Below are 26,223 nucleotides of genomic sequence, written 5' to 3'. Positions count from 1 at the left end.
ATCAGGCGGCGCAGCGGGCGCGCTTCTGCTCTCGGGCGACGCCCTGGCGGACGCCGGTGCCGGCATTGGGGAACTTCCGGTCCAGCTCGGCGAGCGTCGCGCAGGCCTGCTCGCGGGCGCCCAGCGCGTTGAGCGTGACGCCGAGCTTCAGCATCGCGTCCGGCGCCTGGGACGAGCGGGCATAGTCGGTGGAGACCTTCAGGAACTGCTCCGCCGCCTCGCGGTTGCGGCCGCGGGCCAGGTAGCTCTCGCCCAGCCAGTAGGTCGCGCCGGCGACCCGGTTGTCCCGGGGATGCGACTGGATGAACTGGCGCAGGCCCATCTCGGCCTGCTCGTACTGCTTGGAGCGGTAGAGCTCGACCGCGGCCTCGTAATCGGCGGCCGGGTCGCCGGTCCGGGTCGCGGCCACGCTCTCGGCGGGGCGGGGCGCCGGGACCGGGATCGCGCCGGTGCGGGCCGGGGGCCGCAGGTCTACGGGCTCGTCGTAGCCGGGGGCGGCGCCGTCGGCGTCGGGATCCTCGTCGTCGATCGCGGGCCGGGGCAGAGCCTGCGGCCGGACCGGGGCCGCCTCGGCGGCCTCCCGCGGCGGCAGGGGCGGGGAGGGCTGGGTGCTGCCGAGCGGCATCGGCGCTCCGGGGGCGCCAGGGGCCTGGGACGGGTCGAAGGCGTCGCCGCGCTTGCCCGGACGCCCGGCGCCCGGATTGCCGCCGTTGACCGCGCCCGCCGGGGCCGGCGCCGCCGACGGGGCCGCCGATGGGCCGGATCTGCCGCCGCCCTTGCCCTCGTTCAGCCGGAACTCGACATCCTCCTGGAACTTGCGCAGCTGCTCTTTCAGCTGCCGGTTCTCGTACTGGAGGGTCTCGATCTGCCCGGCCATGATCCGGGACTGGTTTTCGATGCGCCCCAGGCGCACCACCAGTTCCGAGGCGTCCTGCGCGGCGGCCGGATGGCCGAGGAGCAGGCCCCCGAGGATCGTGGTGAGCGCGAGGCGGGTGCGAAGGCGGGCGAGCATGATGCGGCTGCGGTCCGATGGAAGCGCGAGGCCCTATCAGATGCGCCGGTCCGCGGCAAAACTGCGGCGCGGGCCGGTCGAACCCGGGGCCGGCTCCCTCTTCGCAGAAATGCCTGCCGACTCTTCGAAGAATCGGCAGGCGGACGGACCTGATGGCCGTCTCTTCGAAGGTTACGCCCCGGCGCCGCGGTCGAGCACGATCACCGCGCGGCGGTTCTGGGACCAGCACGAGATGTCGTTGCACACGGCCACCGGCCGCTCCTTGCCGTAGGAGACGGTGCGCATCCGGTTCGATCCGATGCCGCGCGTGGCCAGGTAGTCGTTGACCGCCTGGGCCCGGCGGGCGCCCAGGGAGAAGTTGTATTCGCGGGTGCCGCGCTCGTCGGCATGGCCCTCGATGATGAAGGTGTAGCGCGGGTAGCGCTGCAGCCAGGCCGCCTGCTTGTCGAGGGTGGCGGTGGCGGTGGGGGTCAGGTCGGTGGAATCCGATTCGAAGAAGACCCGGTCGCCGATATTGACGACGAAGTCCTGCGCGCTGCCCGGGGTCGCGGCGCCGGCCCCGAACGCGGAGGCGTCGGCGAGGTCCTTGTCGTTGCTGCAGGCGCCGAGCCCGAGGGCGGCGCAGACAGCGAGGCCGAGGGCGAGTGCGCGGAAACGCTGGGGCATGATCGTTCAACTCCTCGAGCGGTGCCGAAGGCCGGCTGCTGGTCTTCGAGGCGGATCCGCGTAGTCTTGAGCGCCGGTGATAGGCGCGGATGGTTAAGCGAGGGTTCCGTCCGCCGCCGCGGAGCGTCCTGCGAGCCCGCGCCGGTCGGCGGCGTGCGCTGCCGCACGCCCGCGGATGCTGACGCGCCCGGATTGCGGCAGGGCCGGGGCGATGGAACAAGCGGAGCCATTTCCGCTCCGCCGGTTGCCGCGCTGCAACAGGGCCGGATACCGCTTTCGCGGCCGCTTTAAGGGATCCTCAACCCTATGGGTTCTTGATTCGCCTGAAGCGCTCGCCGTCGAAGTGGATACCGGTTCGGCGCAAGCGAGTGCTTCAAATCAAAGACTTCGCGCGATCCCCGGACCCCCAAGCATGCGCCCCGCCCAGTGCGTCCTCATCGTCGAGGATAGCTACCTGCTCCTCGAGATCATCGCGAGCCTGTGCGAGACGCAGGGCATCCGGGTGATCGAGGCCTCCACGGGCGAGGCGGCGCTGACGCTCCTGCGAACGCGCGGGGCCGAGATCGACTGGCTGTTCACCGACATCCACCTACCCGGGCTGATCGACGGCTGGACCGTGGCCCATGCCTTCCGGGCGATCCATGCCGACCGGCCGGTGGTCTACACCTCGACCGATTCGAGCGGCGGCCGGGGCGTCCCGGGCAGCCTGTTCCTGCGCAAGCCGTTCCAGGTGCAGGCAGTCAACCGGCTGGTCCGGATGATGGTCGACGGCCTGAGCGACGCGCCCCTGTGCGCGGCGGGCTGAGCCGGCCTCGGTTAGCCGGCCCGGAACAGGGCCACGATCTCGGGCGACGCGAGCCAAGCATCCACCCGCTGGCAGGCGAGGTCGCCCGCCGGCATCGCGTCGTAGATCGCAAAGCTCGCCGCGATAAAGCCCGGCAGGTCGTAGAGCCTTGGAAAATCCTCGCCCCGGGGCTTCATCTTGAACAGGTACGAGCCGGTCAGCCCGAAATGCTCGGCGATGGGCGGGTAGAGCGGCCAGACCACGTCCTGGGCCAGCTCGTCGCCGAGGTAATCCTCGATCTCCACGGGCTCGGGCCGGAGCCCGCTCTCCACCAACAGCCGCCGGGCGATGTCGCCGATGACGAACGCCTTGGGGTGGTTCATCACGTGCATGAAGGCGCCGCGCCGCGCCCAGCGGGTCACCTCCCGGTCGAGGCCGAAGCCCAGAGCGGCGGCGGACCCGACCAGTTCGTGCACGGCCGGATCCCAATGGTCGAGATAGCCGAGCCGCCGGAACACGTCCTCGCGGAACAGGGCGGCGGTGCGACCGGCATCGAGGCCGAGCCGGTGGGCGCAGAGCGCGATCGCCGAATGGTACTGCCCCATCGGCGAGGGCGCGAGCTTGAGCGCCGCGAGATCCGAGGCCTGGCCGACATAGACCATATCCGGATGGAAGGCCGAGAACACGATCGACGGGAACAGCTTGAGCCGCGGGTCGGCTGCCCGCACGGTCGCGATGTCGCCCCCGGGGATCAACCCGGCCGGGAAGGATTGCGAGAAGACGTGGTCGTGGGAGCGCAGCGTCCGGACCAAGCCATCGACATGGCCGTGGTCGCGCTTGAGCGAGCCCATGGGCAGGTAGCGCACGGGGCTCTTCGGCGCGAGCAGGCGCATCGCCTGGGCGATGCCCCGGGCCTGGCAATTGCCCAGCACCGCGATGGCCGGCCCGTCGCGCGTGGTGGCGGCGCGCGCGCGGTTTCGCCATGGTGTCGCCCAGGTAGGCGCCCAACTGGGAGTCGACAGGGACAACGCGCTGCGGGCGCGCCGGGGCAGATCGTTCAGGGCCACGTCGCGTGCCGGTGTCAGCGGACGGCTCGGCATCCCCGAGGGCGCACGCCGTCGTGAAGATCTTGCCGTCGTGAAGAAGAGGGTTCGAAGATGGCGTTGAATCCGTATACGGGTCTACCGGCCGAGCGATTCTGGCGCAAGGTCGTGACCAACGTGCCGCCCTTCGCGGTCAATCCGCACCCGAAGGACACGTTCGCGATCGGGCCGACCGACAAGGTCGCCACCGGCGGCTCCTGCTTCGCGCAGCGGGTGGCCGAGGCGGTGCGCGGCGCCGGCTTCAACTACTACCTGACCGAGCCGCCGCCCCCCGGCATGAGCGCCGAGGAGGCCAATGCCCGCCAGTTCGGCACCTTCTCGGCCCGGTACGGCAATCTCTACTACACGCGCCAGTTCGTGCAGCTGTTCGACCGGGCCTACGGCCAATTCGAGCCGGAGCTGAAGGCGTGGCTGCGCGACGACGGCCGCTACGTCGACCCGTTCCGCCCCACCGTCGAGCCGGCGGGCTTTGCCAGCGAGGCCGAGGTGGTCGCCGCCCGCGACGCGCATCTGGCCGAGGTGCGCCGCCTGTTCGAGACCCTCGACGTGTTCGTGCTGACGCTGGGCCTCACCGAGGGCTGGCGCTGGCGGGCCGACGGCGCGGCGCTGCCCCTCGCCCCCGGGGTCGCGGGCGGCACCTTCGACCCGGCGCTCTATGAGTGCGTCAATGCCGGCGCGGGCGAGGTGCTGGGCGACCTCAACGGCTTCCTGGACCGGCTCTGGAGCGTGAATCCCAAGGCCCGGGTGATCTTCACGGTCTCGCCGGTCCCGATGATCGCGACCTACATGGACCGGCACGTGATGGAGTCGAACAGCTACTCCAAGTCGGTGCTGCGCGTAGCCGCCGGCGAGGTGGTCGGCCGGGGCGATCCGCGGGCGGTGTACTTCCCCGCCTACGACATCGTCACGAGCAACGTGAATGCCGGCCGCTACTACAACGAGGATCAGCGCACCATCAACGACGCGGGGGTGCGCCACGTCATGCGGCTGTTCCTCTCCACCTTCGCCCGCGACCGCGCCGCCGCGGCCCCGACCCACGCCCCCGTGGACCTCGCCGCCGAGTTCGAGGGCAATGCCGGCGTGATCTGCGACGAGGAGGAGATCGAGCGCAGCGTGGCGTGAGCGACCGGCGGCGTAGGTCATCCTTAGCGGATGACCTACGCCGCTTTCCCGGACGCCTGAACCGTTCGTGGAAGGGGTGGTCCGCGAACGAGCCGCGTCGCGGCGCAATCGTGCCGCCAACCGATGCTGTGCGTCGTCTTATGCCGGATCCCGGGTCGCATTCTGCTCGCGCTCCATGCGCCCCGGGAAAAGGACGGTGCCAGAACGGCAACCCTCCGCAACACCATCTTCTCTTTTGATGGCCGGGGTTTGCCACCGGCCAAGCATTTCGGGCAGTGTCGGCGGCACCCAAAGCGTCACCGTGCCGGAGTCGATCCCCGTGAGCCTGCCCCCGCCCCGTCAGCCCGACCACGACATCGATTCGATCTTCGTGACGCGGCACTCGCCCCGCGCCTTCACGGGCGAGGCGCTGCCCGAATCCGAGTTGCTGCGGATGATCGAGGCGGCGCGCTGGTCGCCGTCGGCGTACAATTCGCAGCCCTGGCGCTTCCTCTACGCCCTACGGGGCGACGCGAACTGGGACACGTTCTTCGGCCTGCTCGTGCCCGGCAACCAGAAATGGGTCTCGGGCACGGGCGCGATCCTGTTCCTGGTCTCGAACGGGTTCATGAAGGTTGGCGACGAGCTCAAGCCCTCCTACAGCCATTCCTTCGATACCGGGACCGCCTCGCTGGCCTTCCAGCTCCAGGCGATCCACCAGGGCTGGCACGCCCACGGCATGACCGGGTTCGACCATGTCCGCGCCCCCGAGGTTCTGCGTCTGCCCGAGAACCACCGGGTCGAGGCCGCCTTCGCGGTGGGCCGCAAGGTGCCGGATGCCGAACTCACCGAGGAGCAGCGGCCCCGGGAGGCCCCGAACGGCCGCCGGCCGATCACCGATTTCGTCATCGCCGGCCCGTTCCCGCAATCCGGCGGCTGAGGCGGTCCGGAACCGGGGGTGCGACCGGGACTTGGTCGATATTGCCATAGCGCGGCGGGGCTGACGCATCCCTCGCCCCGCGCCGATCGGAGCTTGCCCATGGATCCGAAACCCTCGGTCCCGCCCGGCGGAACGGCCGCCCCCGCTCCGTTCCTGGACGAGGGCGGGTTCGACCACGCCTCGGGCCTGCGCAGCATCGCCGAGCGCCACGGGGTCAGCCTCGATGCGGTTCGCCATCTGGTCCAGGCCCTGGAGCGCGGGCACGGCACGATGGCGCAGTTCGACCATCCCGATCTCGGCGGGATGGGCCAGTGGTTTTCCGGCGGCATGGTGATGGTCGGCCGGATGTTCGACGACGGGCTGAAGGCGCGGGTCGATTCCCTCTGCACCGAGCTCGCCGCGGCCCTGCCGGCGGGCGGGTTCTCCGAGACCGGCCCCGCATCGCGGCGGGGCGGCGGCGAGTGGTGGCCCGCCGACCTCGGCGCTCCGGCGAGCACCGGTTCGCAAAACGGCCTGCGCTACGCCTATTTCCCGGACACGCGGCGGCTCGCCATCGAGTCCGGCTCCGGCATCGCGCTCTACGATACCGGGGAGCACCACATCTCGGGGGTGTCGCAGGCCAATGGCAGCCTCGACTTCACCGGCCCGAGCGGCGTCGTCGCCCTCGACCGCCTGCGCCGGATCGAGGCGGAGACGGCCGCCCCGCGGCAGGTCGATCCGGCCGCGCCGCCTCCGCCGAGCAAAGCCGCGCCGGAGCCGTCCCCCGCGGGCGACGTCCTGGCGACGATCGAGCGGCTGGCGGAGCTGCACGCCCGGGGCGTGCTCACCGAGCGGGAGTTTTCGGACAAGAAGGCGGAGCTGCTGGCCCGGCTGTAATCTTTTGACCCGCCAGGCCCACTGGCTATCGAGATTTCGACAGTCCTACCAACGCCCTCATCCTAGGTGTGAGCGAAGCGGAGGCCTCGAAGGAGCCTTCCAGCCTGCCGCGCGATCCCTGGAAGCCTCCTTCGAGGCCTCCGCTTCGCTGCGGCCCCTCAGGATGAGGGGGTTTGGATGGGAAAATCCTCGCTCGCGATCAGCGGGGCATCGAACGCTCACGCGATGCCGGCGCGCAGCAGGTCGTGGACGTGGACGATGCCCACGGGCCGGCCGTCCGTGACCGCGAAGACCGCGGTGATCAGCCGGCGGTTCATCAGCTCCAGGGCGGCCTGGGCGAGTTTGTGCGGCTCCACGGTAATGGGCTCGCGGGTCATGATCGCCGAGACCGGGGTGTCGAGGATTTCCGGGCCCATGTGGCGACGCAAATCGCCGTCCGTGACGATGCCGACCAGACGGCCGGCGGCATCGGTGACGCCGACGCAGCCGTAGCGGCGCGCCGCGATCTCGATCAGCACCTCGGACATCAGCGCGGTCTCGGAGACCAGCGGCATGTCCTGCGGGCCGTGCATCACCTGCTGCACGGTCTTGAGCCGGGCCGCGAGCGTCCCGCCCGGATGGAGGGTGTGGAAGCGGGCCGAGGTGAAGCCGCGCCGCTCCAAGAGCGCCACCGCCAGGGCGTCGCCCAGCGCCAACTGGATCAGGCTGGAGGAGGTCGGGGCGAGGTCGTGTGGGCAGGCCTCACGAACCCGGGGCAGTTCCAGCAGCACGTCGGCGGCCTTGCCCAGGGTGCTGGCGCCGTTGCGGGTGATGGCGACCAGGGGGATCGAGAAGCGGCGGCTGAAGCCGACGAGGTCGGACAGCTCCGCGGTCTCGCCCGACCACGACAGAGCGATGATCACGTCGTCGCGGGCGATCATGCCGAGATCGCCGTGGCTCGCCTCGGTGGGGTGAACGAAGAAAGCGTGGGTGCCCGTGGAGGCCAGGGTCGCGGCGATCTTACGCCCGACATGCCCGCTCTTGCCGATACCGCTGACGATCACCCGGCCCTTGCTCTGCAGGATGGTCTGCACCGCCTCCTCGAAGGCGACACCGAGCCGGCCCTGGAACGCCGCGCTGGTCTCCTGCAGGGCGGCGATGCCCAGTTGCAGGCTGCGGATCCCGACATCGCGGGTGGTGGCGAGGTTCGCGGCCGCGGAATCGTAGAGATCGTCGCGCAGGGCGCTGGAGGCGGGAGCGTTCATCGGTTCCGTTCTGGACCCGTCGGGCGGATCCGGCGCCCAATGGGCGATGCGAAGCGAGCGGCGCGACGCTAGGGAGCCGTCATGGTTGAAATGTGACGCCGGGACGACATGCCGCCCCTCTCTGTCCGCCGGGCGGTTGAAGGCACGCCCCGGCGGGTCCATGCTCCCACCACGCCAGCCAAAAAAGGGCCCGAGCCCCATGACCATCCGCTTCCCCGAGCCCGACCCGAACATTCTCGCCCGGCGGGAGGCGATCCTGGCAGGCCTCGCGCCCCTGGTCGCCCCGGAGGCGCTGGTGACCAGCGAGGACGAGCGCCGGGCCTTCGAGACCGACGGGCTGACCGCCTACCGGCAGATGCCGCTGGCCGTGGTCCTGCCCTCGACCACCCAGGAGGTCGCGGCCGTGATGGCCTATTGCCATGCGCAGGGCGTGCGGGTGGTGCCCCGGGGCGCCGGCACGTCGCTCGCCGGCGGGGCGATCGCGCAGGGTGACGCGATCATCCTGGGCGTCGGCAAGATGACTCAGGTGCTCGACCTCGATTTCGAGAACCGCACCGCCCGGGTGCAGAGCGGACTCACCAACCTGGCCATCTCGGGCGCCGTGGCGCACGAGGGCTTCTTCTACGCCCCCGACCCGTCGAGCCAGCTCGCCTGCACGATCGCGGGCAACATCGCGATGAATTCCGGCGGCGCGCATTGCCTGAAATACGGGGTGACCACCAACAACCTGCTGGGCGTCACCCTGGTGCTCAACGACGGCACCGTGGTGGAGGTTGGCGGCCAGCACCTCGACAGCCCCGGCTACGATCTCCTGGGCCTGATCTGCGGGTCGGAAGGGCAACTCGGCATCGTCACCGAGGCGACCGTACGGATCCTGCGCGCCGCGGAAGGGGCGCGGCCAGTGCTGGTCGGCTTCTCGAAGGTCGAGGATGCGGGCGATTGCGTCGCCGCGATCATCGCGGCCGGCATCATCCCGGTGGCGATCGAGTACATGGACCGCGAGGCGATCCTGATCACCGAGGATTTCGCGAAAGCCGGCTACCCGCGCGACGCCGAGGCGATGCTGATCATCGAGGTCGAGGGCTCGGATGCCGAGTGCGACGCGATGCTGGCGCGCATCGAGGCGATCGCCAAGGATTTTCGACCGACCAGCGTGCGGGTCTCCCGCTCCGAGGCCGAATCGGCCGCGATCTGGAAGGGCCGCAAGTCGGCCTTCGGGGCCACGGGCCGGATCTCCGACTACATCTGCATGGACGGCACGATCCCGACCGGCCAGCTCGGGCCGGTGCTGGAGCGGATCGGGGCGATCTGCGCCGGCCACGGCCTGCGGGTGGCCAACGTGTTCCATGCCGGCGACGGCAACCTGCACCCGCTGATCCTGTTCGACATCAACAAGCCGGGCGAATTGCAGAAGGCCGAGGCCGCGGGCGACGAGATCCTCAAGCTCTGCGTCGAGGTGGGCGGCTGCCTCACCGGCGAGCACGGCGTCGGCATCGAGAAGCGCGATTTGATGCGCTTCCAGTACACCCAGACCGATCTCGAGCAGCAGATGCGGGTGAAGGCGGTGTTCGACCCCGACTGGATGCTCAACCCCGCCAAGGTTTTTCCGCTGGAGGGACGGCTGAACGCCAAGGCAGCCTGAGTTCGGGGATCCCAAAGGGCTCAGCCCTTTGGCGGGTTGTCAGGGCGGAGCCCTGACGAAGCTTTGGCTTTCTGTCAGGCGGCCACGCCGTCGCGGGCCTGCCCGGCCTCGGGCTTGCGCAAGCTGTCGGCGGTCCGGGCCAGGATCGCGGCGAGGTCGGCCACCGGCGCAGGCCGGCCGAACAGGTTGCCCTGCAACTCGTGGCAGCCTTCCTCCCGCAGGATCCGGGCCTGCTCAGGGGTCTCGACCCCCTCGGCCAGGACATCGATCGTCAGGGCGCGCCCGAGCCAGACCATGGCCCGCAGGATCTCGACGCTGCCGCCATCGCGGGCGAGACTGCGGACGAAGCCCGGGTCGATCTTGAGCCGGTCGAATGGGAACCGGTGCAGGGTGCCGAGGCTCGAATAGCCGGTCCCGAACTCGTCCATGGCGATCCGCACGCCCGCGGCACGCAGCGCCCGCAGGAGGGACAGATTCGCGGCGTTGTCCTGCAGCAGGACCGACTCGGTGATCTCGAGTTCCAGGCGCTCCGGGCTCAGGCCGCTCGCGGCGAGCGCCGCCCGCACATCCGCTTCGAGCCCATCGCCGGCAAAGTACGGCGGCGACAGGTTGACCGAGACCCGGACCGGGTCCGGCCAGGATGCCGCCGCCCGGCAGGCGGCGGCGAGAATCCAGGCGCCCAGCGCCCTGGTCAGCCCGACCTCCTCGGCCAGCGGGACGAACTCCACCGGGCCGACCTCGCCGTGCTCCGGGTGGTGCCAGCGGGGCAGGGCCTCGAAGCCGTGCAGGGCTTGGCTGTGCGCGCCGACGATCGGTTGGAAGTGCAGAGTGAACTGGCCCTCAGCCAGGGCTCGACGCAGGTCGGTGCCGAGCTGCCGGCGGCGCTGGATCTCGACATCCATGGCCGGATCGAAGAACCGCCAGGTGCCGCGCCCGGCGGCCTTGGCCTGGTACAGGGCGATATCGGCCTGCCGCAGCAGGGTGGCGGCGGTACCGGAGGCGTCGTCCGCGCTGGCGATGCCGATACTGGTACCGATCGCGAGCGCGTGGCCGTTCACGGTCACCGGCATCTCCAGCGCCGCGACCAGGCAGCGGGCCAGGCGCGCCGCATCGGTCGGCAGGGCAGCCGCGCCGAGGACGATGGCGAACTCGTCGCCGCCGAGCCGGGCCACGAGGTCGTCGGCCGCCACCGTGGCGGCGAACCGGGCCGCCACCGCGCAGAGCAGCGCGTCGCCGACCGGATGCCCATAGGTGTCGTTGACGGTCTTGAACCCATCGAGATCGAGGCACAGCACGGTGGCCGGCGCACGCGCGTCGCAGCGGGCCAGCGCCGCGTCCATGCGCTCCTTAAGGACCAGGCGGTTCGGCAGGCCGGTGAGGGCGTCGTGCCGGGCCATGTGGGCGACCCGGGCCTCGCTCCGGCGGCGCTCGGTGACATCCTCGTGGGTGCAGAGCCAGCCGCCGCCCGGGATCGGAGCGTGGACCACGTCGACCGCCCGGCCATCGGCGAAGTCGCAGGTCAGGGAGACCGGGTGGCCCTGGGCGGCGGTGCGCTCGCAGGCCGCCACCAAGGCCGCTGCGGCCGCTGCGCCGAGGCCGCGCTCCCGGGCGCCCAGATGGTCGAGGAGAGCGGCCAGTGCGGTCCCGGGCCGGCGCAGGGAATCGGGAACCGCGTACATCTGCGCGTAGCGGGCATTCATGACGATGAGAGCGCCGTCCCGATCGAACAGGCACAGGCCCTGGATCATGTTGTCGAGGGCGATGCCGAACCGGGCATCCTGAAGGCGCAGGGCCCGCTCGCCGCGCTCGCGCGCCTCGGCGGCGGCCCGGGCGGCCTCGGACTGGGCGAGCCGCTCCTGCGCGCGGGCCTGCCGCCGGCCGAGCAGGACCAGCCCGAGCAGGCCGAGATCCAGCAGGATCGCCGCCGCGCCCACGATGGCCGCCTGCTGATGGGTCGCCGCCAGGCTGGCCTCCGCGGTGCGGCTGACGCTGAGGACCAGCGGGTAGTTCTTCAGGGCATGGGCGGCGATGAGCCGGTCCTGGCCGTCGATCGGGCTAATCGTGCGCAGGACGCCGCCGAGGGGGCTCTTCGACGCGATCAAGGCTGCGCCGGCGCCCGGGAAGGTCTGGCCGATCGTCCCGGCGCGCCGGGGATGCCGGACCAGCAGCATGCCGTCGTTGCGGAACAGCGACACGACGGCGTCGTCCGCCGGCGAGGTCTGGTCGTACAGGCCCTCGAAATAGCCGAGCTCGACCGCGCCCAGGATCAGGCCGAGGAACGTGCCGTCCGGGGCCGCGACCTTTCGGGCGATATAGATCGTCCAGGCGCCGTCGCCCCGGTTCGGGACCGGCTGGCCGACGTAGCGCTGCAGGGCCGGGTCGGCGGAGAGCGCCTGGAAGTAGTCCCGGTCGGCGATGCTGATGGTCGGGATCGGCCAGTAGCGGCTGAAATTGAGCAGCTGTCCGGTCCGGTCGATGAGGGTGATGGCGTTCGCCTGCGGCAGCGCCGCGATCCAGGTCTGCAGGGCCGTGTGCATGGATGGCCGGGAGGCGGCCTCGGCATAGTGCTCGGGCGTGGCGATCCCCGCCGTGCGGAATTCGGCCAGGATGGCGTCCTGGACCAGCTCGATCGCCTGCAGGGACCGGTCCGCCTGGTCGGCCAGGACGGTGGCGAGACCGCCGAGGCTGCGCTCGTTGTCCTCGACCGCGCGCGTCTCCAGATGGGCGATGAACAGGACGGCCGAACCCGTGATGACCAGCGCGAGCCCGAGCGCCGCCCAGGCCCGCAGGTCGAGGGTGCGCCGCCAGCTGCGCCAGGTCACCCAAGCGAGGAACGGAATAGCAGACTTCAAACCCACCAGAACACGCTCGAATAACGCTTCATGACAGCGCTATAGTGGCTCCGTTAACGAGCTCTTGTGTCGATCGCGTAGATTGGCCGGTGATCTTACAATCGTGTTCTGTGTGCGCTTCGTGCCGATCGGGATGTCGGCTCGGCGAGGACGTGTGCCGCAGCGAAGGCCAGGGGGCGTCGGAGACACGCCGTTCCGGCCCGATGGCCTGAAGCCGGCAACGCAAAAACCTCCCTCCACACCGCACGGCGCAGAGGGAGGTCTCGGAGAGCCTCAGGCGGCCTCGACGGCCTTGCGGCTGGAGCGGGTCTTGGTGGCCGGGGCGGACGCGGTCTTGCGGCGACCGCGGGCCGGAGCGGGCGTCGGCTCCGCATCGGCCTCGGAGTCCGACTCCTTGTCGGCCTGCTGGGACCGGCCCGGCTGGCCGAGGCCGAGGCTCTTGGCCAGGGCCGAGCGCTGCGCCGAATAGTTCGCCGAGGTGGTCGGGTAATCGGCCGGCAGGCCGTAGCGCTCGCGGTAGCCCTGCGGGTCCAGGCCGTGCTTGGTCAGGTGACGCTTCAGCGTCTTGTACGACTTGCCGTCGATGAAGCTGATCAGACCATCGGGACGGATCGATTTACGGATCTGGGCCGGGGTCGGCCGCTCGACAGTGTCTTCAACCCCGGCGGAAGGTCCGGAGGCGATCGAATTCAGCGCCTCGTGGATGCTCGCGATGAGCGACGGCAATTCGGTGGGGGGCAGGGAGTTGTTGGCGACATAGGCCGCGACGACGTCCACCGTCCGCTCGATATAGTGCACTTGGGATGTCGACGCTTCTTCGGACATTCTCACTTTCCCTGGGTTGGACGCTCGTTGAGGTAGCCTCTGACTGCGAATTAAGACAGCTGCCAAAAAAAGCAAGGTGACCCATACAATTCCTTGTGATCGAGTGAAAGTTCAGGTCTGCATCGACCAGGCATGGTTACAGGTTGAAGTTGCATTGGTCGCGTTTTCACCACACTGACGCTGCCCTTTATCCTCGTGCGGGCGATGAATGCTGGTGCAGGCCGGAAGCCGGGTTTTCGCTGGCGGGAGAGACAGTTACATCGCAGGTGAATGGGGGACGCGCGCGGTCTAGGCGCGTCTTTCCCAGCGGCTGACCGGTCTTGCCGGAACGTCGCAAAATATTTTTGCAGATCCGCGGATTACAGGCGGGGTCCGGCAGCGCTGGGACGGCCGACTCGGTCTCAGGCGAAGGTCTTGCGGGGATCGAAGGCGTCGCGCACTGCTTCACCGGCAAAGACCAAGAGGCTCAGCATCACGGCGATCACCAGGAAACCGGTGAGCCCGAGCCACGGCGCGGTCAGGTTGTCCTTGCCCTGAGCGAGCAGCTCCCCGAGCGATGGCGAGCCCGGCGGCAGGCCGAAGCCGAGGAAGTCCAACGAAGTCAGGGTGGTGATCGAGCCGTTGAGGATGAACGGCAGGAAGGTCAGCGTCGCCACCATGGCGTTCGGCAACAGGTGGACCGTCATGATGCGCAGGTTCGAGAGGCCCAGCGCGCGGGCGGCCCGGACATATTCGAAGTTCCGCGCCCGCAAAAATTCGGCGCGCACGACGCTGACCAGCGCCACCCACGAGAACAGCAGCATGATCCCGAGCAGCACGAAGAAGCCGGGGGCGATGAAGGCCGAGATGATGATGATCAGGTAGAGGGTCGGGATACCGCCCCAGACCTCGATGAACCGCTGGAAGGCGAGATCGACCCAGCCGCCGAAATAGCCCTGCACGGCGCCGGCCACGACACCGATCGCCGACGAGACCGCGGCCAGGATCAGCCCGAACAGCACCGAGATGCGGAAGCCGTAGATCACCCGCGCCAGCACGTCCCGAGTAGTGTTGTCGGTGCCGAGCCAGTGCCACGGGATGTCGGCGCAGGTCGAGCCGCCGAGCTTTTCCGCCACCGGCTTGCACTGGGCGTCCGACAGCATCCAGGTCGGCGGCGAAGGCGAGGGGGTCGGCAGGTCCTCGTTGATCGTGTCATAGGAGAACCGGATCGGCGGCCAGACCGCCCAGCCGTGCTCGGCGATCTCCTTACGGATCTCGACCGAGCGGAAATCGGTCACGGCCAGGAAGCCGCCGAATTTCTCTTCCGGGTAATCGACCAGCACCGGGACCAGCCACTCGCCCTTGTAGGACAGGAGGAGCGGACGGTCGTTGGCGATGAACTCGGCGAACAGGCTGAGGACGAACAGCGTCGCGAAGATCAGGAACGAGCCGTAGCCGAGGCGGTTGCGCCGGAAATTGTCGAGCCGGCGCCGATTGATCGGCGACAGCCGGCCGCGACCGCCCGCAACCGGGGACGGCGCAGGAACGGCCTCATCGGGCCGCAGGACGATCGGCTGAGCGCCCGGCATCGGCGCCGGGACGACCTCGCTCTCGCCGGGGCGCGCGATCTCGTTCATGGCCGCCCCTGCAGAGTTTGAAGATGCGCTCTGCCGCAGGAGCGACGATGGTCACACATGTTCGACGGATAAAGACCGAGATCAAAGCCTCGCGCCTCTCCCTCCCCCACATAGGGGGGAGGGAGAGGCGCGTGCCATGACCAGACAGGGGCGATCACGAATGCGGGACCTACCGCTTCCAGTCGCGAACCCCGAGAAAAAATCAGGTGTCGAGGCGGATCGCGGTACCCTCGATCTCGTTCGGGCGGACGCCGCCGGTGCGCTCCATCCAGCGGCGCAGCAGGCGGACGTTGCGGCGGTTGGCCTTGAAGGCGGCATCGAACAGGTCGCCCGCGAGCGGCACCACGCCGAGCAGACCGTCGAAGGCCACGTTCAGCCCCATCCGGGCCACCAGCCAGCGGGGCGCGCCGAGGCGCTTGGCCTCGTAGACGATGAAGGAGGAGATCACCATGCCGGCTACGTCGCCGATCACCGGCACGAGGCCGATCAGCGCGTCGAACCCGACCCGCCGGTTGATCCCCGGGATCACGAAGGCCGTGTCCATGAAATGGGCCAGCGTCTCCAGCCGGGCGAGGCTCGCCTCCCGGTCGAGATCCGTCGACAGGAACGGCGGCAGCCGCGTCGATGCGCTGCCGGCAAAGGTCTTGGTGCCGGCGAAGGGTCCGGCTCCGGGAGCGCGTCGGGAAGTCTGGGTGAATTCCATCGCGGGGATCCGTCGGAGAGCCATCACGGTCAACGACGTGGCCCCCCGGCCGGATCCTCGCAAGACGGCCCCCTGCGACTATCATGCCGCACCCCCGGCGACGCCCCGCATCCGCTCCAGGGCTGTGTCCAGGGTCGCGTCGACCTTGGCGAAGCACAGGCGCACGAGGCTGCGCACGGACCCGTCCGGGTAGAACGCGCTCACCGGGATCGCGGCGACGCCATGGCGGCTGACCAGGGCCTCACAGAAGGCCACGTCGTCGGCATGGCCGAGGCCCGCGATGTCGATGTTGAGGAACCACGTGGCCTGCGCCGGCAGCACCCGGAAACCGAGATCGCGCAGGCCCGAGGCCAGCCGGTCCCGGGAGGCGGCGTAGCCCGCCCGCATGGCTTCGAACCAAACATCTGGCTTGGCGAGGCCGTAGGCCACTGCGTCCTGGAGGTTCGGGGGCGTGGTGAAGGTGAGGAACTGGTGCGCCTTGGCGAGCACCCGCATCAGCTGGGCATCGGCCATCACGAACCCGACCTTCCAGCCGGTGAGGGAAAAGATCTTGCCCGCCGAGCCGATCTTGACCGTCCGCTCGCGCATCCCCGGCAGCGCCATCAGCGGCTGGTGGCGGGCGCCGTCGAAGACCACGTGCTCCCAGACCTCGTCGCAGATCGCGGTGACGTCGAAGCGCGTGCAGTACCGGGCGAGCAACGCCAGGTCGTCCGGTGCGAACAGGGTCGCGCTCGGGTTGAGTGGGTTGTTCAGGACCAAAACCCTGGTGCGTGGGCCGAACGCGGCGGCGAGCGCCGCCTCGTCGAGCCGGAAGGCCGGCGGCTGCAAGGCCACGATCCGCGGCACGCCGCCCGCCCGCTGCACCAGCGGCAGGTAGGCATCGTACATGGGGGCGAACAGCACGACCTCGTCGCCGGGCTCGATCAGGGCCAGCAGGGCGCCGGCCAGCGCCTCGGTGGCGCCGGAGGTGACCATCACCTCGGTCTCGGGATCGAGGGCGAGGCCCTGATGCCGGGCGTAATGGGCAGCCACCGCCTCACGCAGTGAAGGCAGGCCCATCATCGGCGGGTACTGGTTCCAGCCGTCGAGGAGCGCCCGGGCGCCGCACTCGCGCACGTCGGCCGGGCCGGGATCGTCGGGAAAGCCCTGCCCGAGATTGACCGCGTCATGGGTGCGGGCGAGCCGCGACATGGTCTCGAACACCGTGGTCGGGAGGGTGGTGAAGACCGGGTTCATGCGAGGTTGGGCGCGGCGGACGATCGAAGCATGGCCGGGATGTAGCATGGGGTCGGCGGCGTGCGGAATGTGCGCGGCCGCACAGACCCGGCGCTCCCGCGCCGGCCGCGCTTGTGACGAATGTTGACATTCATCAGTCGTATCGTAGGTTCGTGTCACGGCCGGAGCGGCGCTCTCGCCGGCGGGGCTTTGCCCCCTCGCCCCGTCATCAGAGACGCCGCTCCGGTCCTCGTCAAAGGGCCATCGATCTCCGGATCGGTGGCCCTTTTCGCATGCCGGAGACCTCATCGCTCTGGTAGCGTGTCCGGCGCCACCGGATACCCCCATGCAGACGACACGCTGCCTCCTCCTCGCCCTGCTGATCGCCGGAACCGGCCTCGTCCTCCGGCTGGCCCTGCCGGTCGCGCCCGTGGACGCGCCGTTCCGCGCGGTGCTGAAGGCCTATGCGACACCGGATCCGTCCGCCGCGGAGCCCAGCAACACGGCTGAAACCTCGGCGCCCTAGTGACGGCGCATTGGCCGGGCATCCAGCAGCCGCCCGGCGATGGAATATGCCGCAGCGGTCGGACGCAGTCCGGCCCGTATAGCCGCATAGGTCGATGCAACCGTCCGGGCCGCCAGGGCGTCGGGTGGCCGGAACATGCGCCATGGGGGCGTGCACAGCGAGGGATAGGGTACCGTCGGTCGCGCAGGCGTCCGGCATGTGCTCTAGTCAGGTATGAACGAGAGTTCACCGATCCGCACCGACAGGGCGCGCGCCTACCAGCCCGGCGAGGCGCCGGCGCGCGAGGTCCGCACGCGGCGCTTCCGGCCGATCCGCTGGCTCGTGATCCTGGCCCTGCTGGCGGGCGCCGGCGCGATCGCCCATCGCTGGTACGAGGCCCGCACCGACAAGGGCGCAGAGCCGACCGCGGCCCATAAGGGCGGCGGTCGCGGCGGCCGGCACGGCGGCGGCGACATGGCGCAGGCGGTGGGCATCGCCGCGGTCACCACCGGCGACATGCCGGTGGTGCTCCAGGGCCTCGGCACCGTGACGCCGCTCGCCACCGTGACGGTGAAGTCGCAGATCAGCGGCTACCTGATGGCGGTGAAGTTCCGCGAGGGTCAGACCGTCAAGGCCGGCGACGAGCTCGCCCTGATCGATTCCCGGCCCTACGAGGCGCTGCTCGCCCAGTACCAGGGCCAGCTCGCCCGCGACCAGGCGCTGCTGCAGAACTCGAAGCTCGACCTGCAGCGCTACCAGACGCTGAACCGGCAGGATTCGATCTCAAAGCAGAACGTCGACACGCAAGGCGCCCTGGTCAAGCAGAACGAGGGCACGGTGGCGGCCGACCAGGCGCTGGTCGATCAGCAGAAGCTCAACATCGCCTACACCCACATCACCGCGCCGGTGGACGGGCGGGTCGGCCTGCGCCAGGTCGACCAGGGCAACTACATCTCGGCCGCCTCCACGGCGATCGTGGTGGTGACCCAGCTCCACCCGATCTCGGTGATCTTCACCCTGCCGGAGGACGATGTCGCCCGGGTGATGCGCCAGGTCCGGGCCGGCGCCAAGCTCGCCGTGCGCGCCTACGACCGCGGCGACGCCCACCAGATCGCGGTCGGCACCCTCGACACGGTCGACAACCAGATCGACACGACCACCGGCACGGTGAAGCTGCGGGCTTTGTTCGACAACGCCGACGAGGAGCTGTTCCCGAACCAGTTCGTCAACGCCAAGCTCACCGTCGACACGGTGCGGGGCGCAACCCTGGTGCCGAATTCCGGCCTGCTGCAGGGCACCCCCGGCACCTACGTCTACCTTATGGATGGGGACGCCAAGGTCACGGTCCGTCCGATCAAGACCGGCGAGACCGACGGGACCAACACCGTCGTGGTCTCCGGCCTGAACCCGGGCGACCGGATCGTCACCGACGGCACCGACCGGCTGAAGGACGGCGCCGAGGTGCGGATCACCGACGGGGCGCAAGCCGCAAGTGCGACCGGAAGTGCGACCGGCGCGGTCACCGGGGCGGGCGACAAGCCCGGCGGCAAGCCGGCCGCCGGACCGGACGGGACGGCCGACACGGCGCGTCCGGAGGGCGGCCGCCGGCACGGGCGCCGGTCGGCGCAGTGAGCCCGGCCATGGTGCGCCTGCCATGAACCCGTCCCGCCTCTTCATTCTCCGTCCGGTCGCCACTACGCTCCTGATGCTGGCGATCCTGATCGTCGGCGGCGTGTCGTACCTGAACCTGCCGGTCTCGGCGCTGCCGGCGGTCGACTACCCGACGATCCAGATCCAGACCTTCTATCCGGGCGCGAGCCCTGAGGTGATGACCTCCTCGGTCACGGCGCCGCTGGAGCGGCAGTTCGGCCAGCTCGCCAACCTCAACCAGATGACCTCGCAATCCTCGGCGGGCGCCTCGGTCATCACGCTGCAATTCAGCCTGGACCTGCCCCTCGACGTCGCCGAGCAGCAGGTTCAGGCGGCGATCAACGCCGCCGGCAACCTGCTCCCCTCGGACCTCCCGGCGCCGCCGATCTACGCCAAGGTCAACCCCGCCGACGCGCCGGTCCTGACGCTGGCCCTGACCTCGAAGACCCTGCCGCTGACGCAGGTGCGGGACCTCGCCGAGTCGCGCTTGGCCCAAAAGATCAGCCAAGTGGCCGGCGTCGGCCTGGTCAGCATCTCGGGCGGGCAGCGGCCGGCGATCCGGGTCCGGTTCAACGCGCGGGCGCTCGCCGCCTACGGGCTGAATATCGACGACCTGCGCACCACGATCACCAACCTCAACGTCAACACCCCCAAGGGCTCGATCGACGGGCCGAAGCAATCCTACGCGATCAACGCCAACGACCAGATCCGCGACCCGAAGGCCTACGATTCGGCGATCATCGCCTATCGCAACGGCGCCCCGGTGATGCTCTCCGAGGTCGCCGACGTGGTCGAGGGGCCGGAGAACACCAAGCTCGGCGCCTGGGCCGACGGGACGCCGGCGGTGATCCTCAACATTCAGCGCCAGCCGGGCGCGAACGTCATCGCCACGGTCGACAAGATCAAGGCGCTGCTGCCCCAGATGCAGGCGAGCTTGCCCACCGCCGTGGCGGTGGCGCCCCTCACCGACCGCACCACCACGATCCGCGCCTCCGTGGAGGACGTGCAGTTCGAGCTGGGGCTGGCCATCGCGCTGGTCGTGCTGGTGATCTTCCTGTTCCTGCGCAGCCTGTCGGCGACGCTGATCCCGAGCCTGTCGGTGCCCCTGTCGCTGATCGGCGCCCTGTCGGTGATGGACCTCTACGGCTTCTCCCTCGACAACCTGTCGCTGATGGCGCTGACCATCGCCACCGGCTTCGTGGTCGACGATGCCATCGTGGTGATCGAGAACATCGCCCGCCACGTCGAGGCCGGCGACTCGCCCCTCGAAGCGGCGCTCAAGGGCTCCCGCGAGATCGGCTTCACCATCATCTCGCTCACCGTCTCGCTGATCGCGGTGCTGATCCCGCTGCTGTTTATGGGCGACGTGGTCGGGCGCCTGTTCCACGAATTCGCGATCACGCTGGCGGCCACCATCGTGATCTCCGCGGTGGTCTCGCTGACCCTGGTGCCGATGCTGTGCGCGCGCCTCCTGAAGCACGCCCCCGAGGCCGAGCTGCGCCGCCGCGAGGGCGTCTTCTCCCGGGCCGGTCGCCGCGCCATCGACGGCACGATCGACGCCTATGGGCGGGCGCTGCGGGTGGTGCTGAACCACCAGGGCCTGACCCTGCTGGTGGCGCTGGGAACCCTGGGGCTCACCGTCTACCTCTTCGTGATCATCCCCAAGGGCTTCTTCCCGGTCCAGGATACCGGCGTGATCCAGGGCATCACGCAGGCGGACCAGTCGGTCTCCTACGCGGCCATGGCCGAGCGCCAGCAGCGGATGGCGGCGATCATCCTGAAGGATCCGGACGTGGCGAGCGTGTCCTCGTTCATCGGGGTCGACGGCCAGAACGTCACGCTCAATTCCGGCCGGATGCTGATCAACCTCAAGCCGCAGGACACGCGGACGGAGACAGCCAGCGGGATCATCCGGCGGATCAATGCGGCGACCCGGGCCGAGCCCGGCATGCGCCTGTTCATGCAGCCGGTCCAGGACCTGACCATCGACACCGCGGTCTCGGCGACCCAGTACCAAGTCATCCTGGAGAGCCCGAACCTCAACGATTTCGAGACCTGGGTGCCGCGCTTCACCGAGGCACTGGCTAAATCCCCCGTGGTCGCCGACGTGGCGAGCGACCACCAGGCGCAAGGCCTGGCCGCCTATGTCACCATCGACCGCCCCACCGCCGGCCGTTACGGCATCACTCCGGCGACCATCGACAACGCCCTCTACGACGCCTTCGGCCAGCGGATCATCTCGACGATCTTCACCCAGTCCAACCAGTACCGGGTGATCCTGGAGGCCGACCCGACCCTGCACACGACCCTGCGCAGCCTGGAGACGATCTACCTGCCGTCCTCGACGGCCACCAACGGCCAGGTGCCGCTCTCGGCGGTGGCGCGGATCAGCGAGCGGCGGGCGCCCCTGCTGATCTCGCATCTCGGGCAGTTCCCGGCCACCACCGTGTCGTTCAACCTCGCACCCGGCGCAGCCCTCGGTCAGGCCGTCGAAGCGATCGAGCAGGCCAAGGCCGAGATCGGTCTGCCGCCCTCGTTCCGGGTGGTGCCGCAGGGCTCGGTCTTCGCCTTCCAGTCGGCGCTCAGCAACGAGCTGTTCCTGGTGCTCGCGGCGATCATCACCGTCTACATCGTGCTGGGCGTGCTCTACGAGAGCTTCATCCACCCGATCACCATCCTGTCGACCCTGCCGTCTGCCGGGATCGGGGCGCTGCTCGGGCTGATGCTGTTCGGCTTGTCCCTCGACATCATCGCGGTGATCGGCATCGTGCTCTTGATCGGCATCGTGAAGAAGAACGCGATCATGATGATCGACTTCGCGCTCCAGGCCGAGCGCGAGGACGGGCTCGATCCCCGGGAGGCGATCTTCCAGGCCTGCCTGCTGCGCTTCCGCCCGATCCTGATGACGACGCTCGCCGCCCTGTTCGCCGCGGTGCCGCTGATCCTCGGCACCGGCGTCGGCTCGGAGCTGCGCCAGCCGCTCGGCATCTGCATCGCCGGCGGCCTGATCGTCAGCCAGGTCCTGACCCTGTTCACGACCCCGGTGATCTATTTGGCGTTTGATCGGCTGGAACGCCGGATCGCGGGGCGGCGGGGTCCTACCCTTGAGAGCGGCGAGGCGGTGCCGTGACGGGTCGGGACGATTCCGCGCCTCTCCCTCCCCCCTCTGCGGGGGAGGGTGGCCCCCGAAGGGGGTCGGGAGAGGGGAGCAACGGTGCAGGATGTGGCGCGCGCCGCGACGAAGGGCGCCGCTTCGACGCGATTTCGCCCCGCCTGCGCATCTTCGCGAAAGGCCAGCGCCGTGAGCGGACCCGTGCAGAGGATCTGTTCTGGCAGCAGGTGCGTGCCGGGCGCTTTCACGGACTCAAGTTCAGGCGGCAAGTTCCGATTCCACCCTATAGTGCGGACTTTCTCTGTGCCTCCGCACGGTTGATCGTCGAACTGGAGGGCGAACCGCACGAGACGGATGCGCGTCGCCGCCGTGACGCGAAGCGCGATGCGTGGCTGAAAAGCCAGGGCTTCGAGATCCTGCGTTTCCCGAACGATCTCGTGTTGAGCAATCTCGGTCTGGTCCTCGACAGGGTCGGCGAGGCCGCCGCGGCGCGCCCCCTATCCCTCGCCCCTCTGCGGGGGAGGGTGGCCCCCGAAGGGGGTCGGGAGAGGGGAGCAACGGTGCAGGATCGGGCTGTGCCCTTCATGAAGGCTGCGCTCCATCCTGAAGCCGGGTCCCCTCTCCCGACCCCTGCTGACGCAGGGGCCACCCTCCCCCGCAGAGGGGGGAGGGAGATGCGCGGAGCCGGTTGCGCCTCTTCCGACGAGCACGCTGCGCTCCGCCAAAACCACGGGAGGCCTCTCCCGTGAACATCTCCGAGCCGTTCATCCGCCGGCCGGTCGCGACCACGCTGCTCACGATCGGCGTGCTGCTCGCCGGGCTGTTCGCGTTCCTGAAGCTGCCGGTGGCACCGCTGCCGCAGATCGACTTCCCGGTGATCCTGGTCCAGGCGCAGATGCCGGGCGGCTCGCCCGAGACCATGGCGACCACCGTGGCGGCGCCCCTCGAACGGCGGCTCGGCGCCATCGCGGACGTCAACGAGATGACCTCCACGAACGCGCTGGGCTCCACCCGGATCGTGCTGCTGTTCGGCCTGAACCGCGACATCGACGGGGCGGCCCGCGACGTCCAGGCGGCGATCAACGCGGCGCGCGCCGACCTGCCGGCCTCGCTCCGGCAGAACCCGACCTACCGCAAGTTCAACCCCGCCGACACGCCGATCATCATCCTGGGCCTGACCTCGGAGACGCTGACCCGCGGCCAAGTCTACGATTCGGCCGCCACGGTGGTGCAGCAGAAGCTCTCCCAACTGCCGGGTGTCGGCAATGTCGATATCGGCGGCTCGTCCCTGCCGGCGGTGCGGGTGGAGCTCGATCCGACCGCCCTGTTCAACTACGGCATCGGCCTGGAAGGCATCCGGGCGGCGCTCGCCTCGGCCAACGCCAACTCGCCCAAGGGCGAGATCGATGCCGGCGGGCGGCGCTACCAACTCTACGCCAACGACCAGGGCCGCAAGGCCGCGGATTACCGCGACATCATCGTGGCCTACCGCAACGGCGCCGCGGTGAAGCTCACGGATGTGGGCCAGGTGCTCGACGGCGTCGAGGACAAGCGCAATCTCGGCATCGTCAACGGCAAAGCCGGGGTGCTGCTGTTCGTCTACAAGCAGCCCGGCGCCAACGTGGTCGAGACCATCGACGCCGTGAAGCAGGCCCTGCCGCAACTCACCGCGGCGCTGCCGGGCGGCATCGACATCAAGCTCACCGGTGACCGCAGCGCCACGATCCGGGCGTCGCTGGCGGCCACCGAGGAGACGCTGCTGGTGGCGGTCGGCCTCGTGATCCTGGTGGTGTTCGGCTTCCTGCGCTCCGGCCGGGCGACTCTGATCCCGGCGGTGGCGGTGCCGATCTCGATCATCGGCACCTTCTCGGCGATGTACCTGCTGGGCTACTCGCTCAACATCCTGTCGCTCACCGCCCTGATCATCGGCACCGGCTTCGTGGTCGACGACGCCATCGTGGTGCTGGAGAACGTCCAGCGCCACATCGAAGAGGGCAAGCCCCGGCTCCAGGCGGCCCTGATCGGCGCCCGGGAGGTCGGCTTCACGGTGATCTCGATGAGCCTGTCGCTCATCGCGGTGTTCCTGCCGATCCTGCTGATGGGTGGCCTGATCGGCCGGATCTTCCAGGAATTCTCCGTCACCCTGTCGCTGTCGATCCTGATTTCTTTGGTGTTGTCGCTCACGACGACACCGATGATGTGCGCGCGGCTGCTGCGACCTGAGGGGCACGGGCGCCCGGCGGGACGCCGGCCGAACCTTCTGATCCGCGGCCTGGAGGGCGGCTTCTCCCGGCTGCTCGACGCCTATGCACGGACGCTCGAAGTGGCGCTCGCCCATCCGCGCCTCGTGCTGCTGAGCCTGCTCGCCACAGTGGGGCTCAACGTCTACCTCTACGTCATCGTGCCGAAGGGTTTTTTCCCCGAGCAGGATACCGGCCAGATGATGGGCGGCATCCAGGCCGACCAGCGCATCTCGTTCCAGTCCATGGAGACCAAGCTCCGGCAGGCCACCACCATCGTGGGCGCCGATCCTGCGGTGGAGAGCGTCGTCGGCTTCACCGGCGGGCGCGGTACCAACTCGGCCAACGTGTTCATCGGCCTGAAGCCGATCGGCGAGCGGGCGCCGATCTCGGAGGTGATGGCGCGGCTCCGGCCGAAGCTGGCCCAGGTGGCGGGCGCGCGGCTCTACGTCTTCCCCCGCCAGGACCTGCAGATGGGCGGCCGCCAGAGCTTCGCCCAGTACCAGTACACCCTCCAGGGCGACACCGCCGAGGAGCTGTTCGCCGCCGCCCCGAAGCTGCTCGCCGCCCTGCAGAAGGACCCGACTTTCGGGGACGTCACCTCCGATCAGCAGGAGGGCGGGCTGGAGAGCCGAGTGGTGATCGACCGGGCCACCGCGTTCCGGTACGGCATCACCCCGAACAAGATCGACAACACCCTCTACGACGCCTTCGGGCAGCGCCAGGTCTCGACGATCTACAACCCCCTGAACCAGTACCACGTCGTGATGGAGATCGCCCCGCGCTACCTGGAATCCCCCGAGACCCTGAAGCAGATCTTCGTCTCGACCTCCGGGGGCAACGCGCCGGGCTCGGCCACCACCAACGCGGTGGCCGGCACCGTGGCGGCGGCGGGGGGCGTCAACACCAACGCAGCCACCGGCACCAGCAGCCCGGGGAGCGGCGGCGCCGCCTCCACGGGGGCCACCACCGGCACGGGGGCGGTCGGCGCCACCTCAACCGGCGTCGCCGCAGCGGCCACGGCCGCCGCCAGCACGGCCGATGCCTCCTCGAACGCCGCGGCGATCGCCTCGGATTCCGCCCGCAACGCCTCGTCCAACGCCATCGCGGCGAGCAAGGGCGGCGCCTCGTCGAGCGCCCCGGTCTCGGCCGCCAAGGAGACCATGATCCCGCTCTCGGCCTTCGCGCGGATCGAGCCGGGCAACGCTCCGGTGCAGGTGAGCCACCAGGGCCTATTCGTGGCGACCACGATCTCGTTCAACCTCGCGCCGGGCAAGAGCCTGTCGGACGCCACCGAGGCGATCGACCGGGCGATGTCGTCCCTGCGGCTGCCGGCCACGATCCACGGCGAATATGCCGGCGCGGCCAAGAACTACGTCGCCTCGGCCTCCCGCCAGCCGCTGCTGATCCTGGCCGCGATCCTGGCGGTCTACGCGGTGCTGGGCATCTTGTACGAGAGCTTCGTCCACCCGCTGACGATCCTCTCGACCCTGCCGTCGGCGGGCGTCGGTGCGGTGCTGGCCCTGCTGGTGACCGGCACCGAATTCACCATCATCGCGCTGATCGCGGTGTTCCTGCTCATCGGCATCGTGAAGAAGAACGCGATCATGATGATCGACGTGGCCCTCGACGCCGAGCGGACCCGGGGCGCGAATCCCGTGGACGCGATCCGGGAGGCCTGTCTCGTGCGCTTCCGGCCGATCATGATGACCACGCTCGCCGCGATGCTCGGGGCCGTGCCGCTGATCCTGGCCACCGGCGAGGGGGCTGAGCTGCGCCGGCCGCTCGGCATCGCCATCGTGGGCGGATTGATCGTGAGCCAGATCCTGACCTTGTACACCACCCCCGTCGTCTACCTGACCCTCGACCGCCTCCGGCACCGGGTGCTCGCCCGTCGCCGCGGCGCCGGGCCCGGCGGCGCAGCGGCACTGCCGGCCGGAGAGTGATGCGTCCGTTTTCACGTGAAACACCGGCGGCGCGCATGCGCGCGCCTATTTCTTCGGGCTCTGCGGGCTCCCCCCACGCGTCGGCGACACATGAGGCGCAGGTCCCCTCTCCCGTGCGGGAGAGGGACAGGGTGAGGGGACAGTTTTCTCCGGAAAGGGCGTATCCCTCACCCCAACCCTCTCCCGCACGG

Annotated in this window: 19 protein-coding genes; 10 read left to right on the top strand and 9 right to left on the bottom strand. The window is 69.7% G+C overall.

The genetic code is table 11. From position 1 onward, the window contains the following. Position 1: 1 nt before the first annotated feature. Complete coding sequence (gene ybgF, locus BM228_RS11735; RefSeq protein WP_092040234.1) at positions 2–1,012, bottom strand: tol-pal system protein YbgF; 1,011 nt, start codon at positions 1,010–1,012, stop codon at positions 2–4. Positions 1,013–1,183: 171 nt separating this feature from the next. Then, positions 1,184–1,678 (bottom strand): peptidoglycan-associated lipoprotein Pal, encoded by a 495-nt coding sequence (gene pal / locus BM228_RS11730; RefSeq protein ID WP_092040232.1) that lies wholly within the window; start codon positions 1,676–1,678, stop codon positions 1,184–1,186. A 412-nt stretch (positions 1,679–2,090) separates the two neighbouring features. Between pal and BM228_RS11725 the strand changes: the two genes are divergently transcribed. Next, complete coding sequence (locus BM228_RS11725; RefSeq protein WP_092040231.1) at positions 2,091–2,483, top strand: response regulator; 393 nt, start codon at positions 2,091–2,093, stop codon at positions 2,481–2,483. 11 nt (positions 2,484–2,494) lie between these two features. On the opposite strand, the gene BM228_RS11720 is transcribed toward BM228_RS11725, so the two are convergent. Next, positions 2,495–3,529, bottom strand: a complete 1,035-nt coding sequence (locus BM228_RS11720) for a WcbI family polysaccharide biosynthesis putative acetyltransferase (RefSeq protein ID WP_244537110.1) — start codon at positions 3,527–3,529, stop codon at positions 2,495–2,497. Positions 3,530–3,619: 90 nt separating this feature from the next. On the opposite strand from BM228_RS11720, the gene BM228_RS11715 reads away from it, so the two are divergent. The 3 genes from BM228_RS11715 to BM228_RS11705 all read left to right on the top strand — a co-directional run bounded on the left by BM228_RS11715 (position 3,620) and on the right by BM228_RS11705 (position 6,482). Further along, a complete protein-coding gene (locus BM228_RS11715) occupies positions 3,620–4,687 on the top strand; it encodes a GSCFA domain-containing protein (RefSeq protein ID WP_092040226.1) in 1,068 nt (355 codons plus the stop codon). Positions 4,688–5,006: 319 nt separating this feature from the next. Next, positions 5,007–5,606 (top strand): nitroreductase family protein, encoded by a 600-nt coding sequence (locus BM228_RS11710; protein WP_092040224.1) that lies wholly within the window; start codon positions 5,007–5,009, stop codon positions 5,604–5,606. A gap of 99 nt (positions 5,607–5,705) precedes the next feature. Next, positions 5,706–6,482, top strand: coding sequence for an SHOCT domain-containing protein (locus BM228_RS11705; protein WP_092040222.1), 777 nt, complete (start codon positions 5,706–5,708; stop codon positions 6,480–6,482). Between the two features lie 218 nt (positions 6,483–6,700). On the opposite strand, the gene BM228_RS11695 is transcribed toward BM228_RS11705, so the two are convergent. Then, the gene (locus BM228_RS11695; RefSeq protein WP_092040218.1) at positions 6,701–7,726 is read right to left on the bottom strand and encodes a KpsF/GutQ family sugar-phosphate isomerase; all 1,026 of its coding nucleotides are present in this window, start codon (positions 7,724–7,726) and stop codon (positions 6,701–6,703) included. Between the two features lie 199 nt (positions 7,727–7,925). On the opposite strand from BM228_RS11695, the gene BM228_RS11690 reads away from it, so the two are divergent. Next, positions 7,926–9,368 carry an FAD-linked oxidase C-terminal domain-containing protein gene (locus BM228_RS11690; RefSeq protein ID WP_092040216.1) on the top strand — a complete coding sequence of 481 codons (1,443 nt, stop codon included), beginning with the start codon at positions 7,926–7,928 and terminating at the stop codon, positions 9,366–9,368. A 74-nt stretch (positions 9,369–9,442) separates the two neighbouring features. On the opposite strand, the gene BM228_RS11685 is transcribed toward BM228_RS11690, so the two are convergent. From BM228_RS11685 to BM228_RS11665, 5 genes are all read right to left on the bottom strand, one after another. Then, positions 9,443–12,226, bottom strand: a complete 2,784-nt coding sequence (locus BM228_RS11685) for a bifunctional diguanylate cyclase/phosphodiesterase (protein WP_244537109.1) — start codon at positions 12,224–12,226, stop codon at positions 9,443–9,445. Positions 12,227–12,493: 267 nt separating this feature from the next. After that, positions 12,494–13,045 (bottom strand): Ros/MucR family transcriptional regulator, encoded by a 552-nt coding sequence (locus BM228_RS11680; protein WP_092040211.1) that lies wholly within the window; start codon positions 13,043–13,045, stop codon positions 12,494–12,496. Between the two features lie 401 nt (positions 13,046–13,446). Beyond that, on the bottom strand, positions 13,447–14,661 hold the full coding sequence (locus BM228_RS11675; RefSeq protein WP_092040208.1) for an ABC transporter permease: 1,215 nt from the start codon (positions 14,659–14,661) through the stop codon (positions 13,447–13,449). 202 nt (positions 14,662–14,863) lie between these two features. Then, positions 14,864–15,364: a DUF4112 domain-containing protein gene (locus BM228_RS11670; protein WP_092040205.1), complete on the bottom strand. Its 501-nt coding sequence runs from the start codon at positions 15,362–15,364 to the stop codon at positions 14,864–14,866. 81 nt (positions 15,365–15,445) lie between these two features. Continuing rightward, a complete protein-coding gene (locus BM228_RS11665) occupies positions 15,446–16,600 on the bottom strand; it encodes an aminotransferase (protein WP_092040202.1) in 1,155 nt (384 codons plus the stop codon). Between the two features lie 325 nt (positions 16,601–16,925). On the opposite strand from BM228_RS11665, the gene BM228_RS11660 reads away from it, so the two are divergent. From BM228_RS11660 to BM228_RS11640, 5 genes are all read left to right on the top strand, one after another. Continuing rightward, positions 16,926–17,105 carry a hypothetical protein gene (locus BM228_RS11660; protein ID WP_092040200.1) on the top strand — a complete coding sequence of 60 codons (180 nt, stop codon included), beginning with the start codon at positions 16,926–16,928 and terminating at the stop codon, positions 17,103–17,105. A gap of 213 nt (positions 17,106–17,318) precedes the next feature. Beyond that, positions 17,319–18,716 (top strand): MdtA/MuxA family multidrug efflux RND transporter periplasmic adaptor subunit, encoded by a 1,398-nt coding sequence (locus tag BM228_RS11655; RefSeq protein WP_092040197.1) that lies wholly within the window; start codon positions 17,319–17,321, stop codon positions 18,714–18,716. A gap of 22 nt (positions 18,717–18,738) precedes the next feature. Continuing rightward, positions 18,739–21,864 (top strand): MdtB/MuxB family multidrug efflux RND transporter permease subunit, encoded by a 3,126-nt coding sequence (locus tag BM228_RS11650; protein ID WP_092040195.1) that lies wholly within the window; start codon positions 18,739–18,741, stop codon positions 21,862–21,864. Then, entirely contained in the window at positions 21,861–22,595 is a 735-nt protein-coding gene (locus tag BM228_RS11645; RefSeq protein WP_244537108.1) for an endonuclease domain-containing protein, read from the top strand. Before BM228_RS11650 ends, BM228_RS11645 begins: the two co-directional genes overlap by 4 nt. Continuing rightward, positions 22,592–26,032, top strand: a complete 3,441-nt coding sequence (locus BM228_RS11640) for an efflux RND transporter permease subunit (protein WP_092040192.1) — start codon at positions 22,592–22,594, stop codon at positions 26,030–26,032. Before BM228_RS11645 ends, BM228_RS11640 begins: the two co-directional genes overlap by 4 nt. The last annotated feature ends 191 nt before the right edge of the window (positions 26,033–26,223 follow it).

Source organism: Methylobacterium pseudosasicola (genome assembly GCF_900114535.1).
Lineage (GTDB): Bacteria > Pseudomonadota > Alphaproteobacteria > Rhizobiales > Beijerinckiaceae > Methylobacterium > Methylobacterium pseudosasicola.
The sequence above is the reverse complement of the archived record's forward strand: the minus strand, read 5'-3'. Positions and strand labels throughout refer to the sequence as shown.